This window comes from Streptomyces sp. NPDC059455 (assembly GCF_042750115.1).
GTDB lineage: Bacteria > Actinomycetota > Actinomycetes > Streptomycetales > Streptomycetaceae > Streptomyces > Streptomyces endocoffeicus.
Genome location: NZ_JBHYVB010000013.1, coordinates 100897 through 104862 on the forward strand (window position 1 = coordinate 100897; position 3966 = coordinate 104862).

Sequence of the window (3966 nt, forward strand, 5' to 3'; positions counted from 1 at the left end):
ACACCTCGTGCGGGGGGGTTTGGGGGGGGGGGGGGGGCGGGGGGGGCGCCGCCCGCGCGGCCCCCCCCCAACCCCCCCGGGGCCCCCCCCGCCCAGGTGGGAGCGGGTTTCAGCCGGTGCTGTCGTTCACCAGCATCGACGGTGACGCTCCGGCCCGCCGCCGCCTGCGGACATGCACCTGGAAACGGCTGCGGTCCGCGCGGTGGTAGGCCGTGAAGTACTCCACCGGCCTGCCCTCCTGGTCCCAGGCGGTGCTCCGCAGGAGCAGCACCGGGGCGTGGGCGTCCACGCCGAGCGCCTCGGCCACCGACGGTGCGGCGGGCACCGCCTCCACCTCACGCCTGCCGTGGTCCAGGCTGACGCCGTACTTGCCCTCCAGCAGGGCGTAGAGCGACTGGTGCGTCAGATCCTCGTCCAGCAGTCCGGGCGCCACCCGGTGCGGCAGCCAGGTGCTGGTCAGCGCCCACGGCTCGTCGTTGACGTAGCGCAGCCGCTCCAGATGGATCAGCGGTGCGCCCTCCTCGACCTCCAGCTCACGGGCGGCGTCCGCCGTCGCGGGGGCGAACTCCAGCCTGCGCACCGCGCTGACCAGCGCTCCACCGCGGGCGGCCACGTCCTCGTACAGGCCCGTCATCGACTGGAAGAGCGACTCGTCGACCTTGCGGGCGGCCACGAAGGTGCCCTGCCCCTTGCGTCGCACGATGCGGCCCTCGCCCTCGAGTTCGTCGAGGGCCTGGCGGACGACGGTCCGGGAGACGCCGTACCGCTCGCACAGGGTCACCTCGCCGGGCAGCCGCTCACCCACCTTCCAGACGCTGCCGAGCTGTGGCAGCAGCAGCTCCTTGAGCTGGGCGTAGAAGGGCAGTGCGGCATCGCGGTCAATCCGTCCGGGTTCCACGGCGCAAGCGTAGCGCCTGGCGGCAAAGACAACAGCCCGTCCTCTTGACATCCTGTACGTACAGGACGTCTTATCGCTGCCGGAGTGAGTCCACCCAAGGAGACATCATGTCCTGGTATCAGGGTGCCCGGATCGCGGTCACCGGAGCCGCCGGGGGCATCGGACGGGCCACCTGCGCACATCTGGCCGGTCTGGGGGCCGAGGTGTTCGCCCTCGATCTCACCGCGTCCCCCGTCGGTCGGTCCATCCTCTGCGATGTCACCGACGAGGACGGCGTGGCGGCCGCGATCGGCGCGGTCGTCACCGAGGGCGGCCGGATCGACGGCCTGGTCGCGGCCGCCGGGGTCGTCGAGGACGACGTGCCCGCGGAGCGGATGAGCGCCGCCGAGTTCGACCGGGTGCTCGGCGTCAATCTGAAGGGCACGTTCCTCAGCTGCGCCGCGGCCGCCCGGCGGATGCTCGACGGGGCTGGGGGCCGGATCGTCACGGTCTCCTCGATGTCCGGCACACATATCGTCAACCACCCGCAGAAGCAGTCCGCGTACAACGCCTCCAAGGCCGCCGTGAGCGCGCTGACCCGTTCCCTGGCCGTCGAGTGGGGCCCGCGCGGGGTGCGGATCAACAGCGTCGCGCCCGGCTATGTCGCCACACCGCTCAACGACCTCAAGCAGCATATGCACCCGCGCTGGAAGGAGGGCACGGTCGCCGGACGGTTCGCGGAACCCGAGGAGATCGCCGCTGCCATCGGCTGGCTGCTCGGCGACGAGGCCGCCTACTGCGTGGGCACGGAACTGCTGATGGACGGGGGTTTCGCACTCCGATGAGCAGCACATCGAGGACACCGGACGGGGCGGCGGAAGGGGACACGACGGACCGGCGGGTGACCGTGACGGCGGACGGCGACGTCGTCGTGGAGGAGGTGGCGCGGGTACGGCCCGCGGCCGGCGAGGCGCGGGTGCGCACCCTGCTGACCGGCATCTGCGGCTCGGACGTCCATGCCCTACGCGGCGAGCACCCCTTCATCTCCCGGCCGTACCACCCGGGACACGAGGCCATCGGCGTGGTCGCCGAAACCGGACCCGGCGTCACCGCCGTGGCCGAGGGGGACCGGGTGCTGCTCGAACCCAATCTGGTGTGCGGGACCTGCCGCCACTGCCGCTCCGGCCGCTACAACATCCGCGGGGAACTGCGGGTCATCGGCTGCCAGACGGCCGGGGCGATGGCGGACGGCTTCACCGTGCGTGCTGACCGGCTGCACCGGGTGCCCGGCGGGCTCACCGATGTGCAGGCCGTGCTCGTCGAGCCGCTGGCCACCCTCGTGCACGCGGTGCGCCGGGCCGGGGACCTCGCCGGCGCCGGTGTACTGGTCCTCGGCGCCGGGCCGATCGGGCTGCTCACCGCCATTGCCGCGCGGGCGGCGGGCGCGCGGACCGTCATCGTCACCGATCCGGTGGCGGCGAAGCGGGACCGGGCGGTGCGGCTCGGGGCGGACGCGGCGCTCGCGCCCGGTACCCCCGGCCTGCCGGAGCTGGTCAGGGAGCGGCTCGGCGGCGGCGCGGACGCGGTGTTCGACCGCGTGGCGGTGTCCGCCTCCATCACTCAGGCCGTGCGCTCCGTCGAGAAGGGCGGCACGGTCATGGTCCTCGGGGTGCCCCAGGGCCCGTCGAATGTCCCGCTGGACCTGGTCCAGGACCGCGAGATCGCCGTGCGGGGCTCCCTGATGTACGTCGGGGAGGACATGCGCGCCGCGATGACGCTTCTCGGGACCGGTGTCGTACCGGCCGACGAGTTCGTCACCGCCACCTTTCCCCTGGACCGAGCGGCTGAGGCGTTCCGGGCCGCCGGTGGCCCGGACCAGATGAAGGTGCTGGTGAGCGTCGGCTGACCGGCCCGCGAGCACGAGCTGAACGGCCCGAACGAAACCTCGCCGAAACGGCCCGACCCAAGGAGACGGCGTGAAAGCCATCGTCTACGACCGACCCCATGTCTTCCGCTACACCGACCTGCCGGATCCGGAGCCGGGCCCGGCCGAGGTACGTCTGCGCGTGCGGTCCGCGGGAGTCTGCGGTACGGATGCCCATCTCCACCGCGGCGAGTTCTCCCCCCGCTATCCGCTCACCCCCGGACACGAGGTGGTGGGCGAGGTGGAGTCGCTGGGGGAGGAGGTGACGACGCTCGCCGTCGGACAGCGCGTCGCCCTCAACAACCGTGTCTCCTGCGGCTCGTGCGCCAACTGCCGCCGCGCCAGACCGGCCTTCTGCACCCGGCTGCGGGACCACGGTGTCACCCGGCCCGGCGGCTTCGCCGAAATGATCGTGGTGCCCGCGTCCCACTGTCACCCCGCCGATGACATCCCCCTGGACGTGGTGGCCTTCGCCGAGCCCGTCGCGTGTGCCGTGCACGGCATGGATGTGCTCGCCCCACAGCCCGGCAGCGATGTTCTCGTCTTCGGCGCCGGCACCACGGGGCTGCTGCTCGCGCAGCTGCTGGCGGGCAGCGGCGCGGGGCGGGTGACCGTCGCGGCGCCGACCGAGGCCAAGCTGAGACTGGCCCGGGACTTCGGCGCCGACGAGACGGTGGTCATGGACCGCGACGACTCCTCGGCCTCCCTCGGGGCGCTGCGCGCCCTGGCACCCGACGGTTTCGACACCGTCGTCGACGCGACCGGCGCCCTCACCGTGATCGAGCAGTGTCTGCCGCTGACCCGCGACGGCGGGACCGTCTTCCTCTACGGCATGGCCGGGGAGCGGGAGCGCGTCGAACTCTCCCCGCACGAGATCTTCAGCCGGGAGCTGACCATCCGCGGATCCTTCACCCAGGCGTTCAGCTTCGATCGCGCGCTGCGGGTCCTGCGCACGGGCCGGGTGCGCACCGACGGCATGATCACGCATCGGTTCGGGCTGGACTCGTACGGCGCGGCCCTCGACGCCGTCCGGGACGACCGCGGCTGCATCAAGGCGGTCATCCACCCCTGACCTCCGGGGCGGGCCTCGGCCCATATGGAACGCGGGGGGGCCCGGCCGGCGGGGGCGAGACCCGGGTCGAGAAGGGGCGCGGACGGCCGGTCG

Annotated in this window: 4 protein-coding genes; 3 read left to right on the plus strand and 1 reads right to left on the minus strand. The window is 72.9% G+C overall.

The features are described 5' to 3' along the window. Positions 1-109: 109 nt before the first annotated feature. Positions 110-898, minus strand: coding sequence for a GntR family transcriptional regulator (locus ACFXB5_RS06965; protein ID WP_385203395.1), 789 nt, complete (start codon positions 896-898; stop codon positions 110-112). Between the two features lie 107 nt (positions 899-1005). On the opposite strand from ACFXB5_RS06965, the gene ACFXB5_RS06970 reads away from it, so the two are divergent. From ACFXB5_RS06970 to ACFXB5_RS06980, 3 genes are all read left to right on the plus strand, one after another. After that, positions 1006-1722 (plus strand): SDR family NAD(P)-dependent oxidoreductase, encoded by a 717-nt coding sequence (locus tag ACFXB5_RS06970; protein ID WP_385203397.1) that lies wholly within the window; start codon positions 1006-1008, stop codon positions 1720-1722. After that, positions 1719-2783: a zinc-binding dehydrogenase gene (locus tag ACFXB5_RS06975; RefSeq protein ID WP_385203400.1), complete on the plus strand. Its 1065-nt coding sequence runs from the start codon at positions 1719-1721 to the stop codon at positions 2781-2783. Before ACFXB5_RS06970 ends, ACFXB5_RS06975 begins: the two co-directional genes overlap by 4 nt. Positions 2784-2853: 70 nt before the next feature. After that, complete coding sequence (locus ACFXB5_RS06980) at positions 2854-3873, plus strand: zinc-dependent alcohol dehydrogenase family protein (protein WP_385203402.1); 1020 nt, start codon at positions 2854-2856, stop codon at positions 3871-3873. Positions 3874-3966 lie beyond the last annotated feature (93 nt).

What these genes read in the sequence shown, in the direction of transcription:
- ACFXB5_RS06970 (WP_385203397.1), top strand. Translation starts at nt 1,006, where the DNA reads ATGTCCTGGTATCAGGGTGCCCGGATCGCGGTCACCGGAGCCGCCGGG.
- ACFXB5_RS06975 (WP_385203400.1), top strand. Translation starts at nt 1,719, where the DNA reads ATGAGCAGCACATCGAGGACACCGGACGGGGCGGCGGAAGGGGACACG.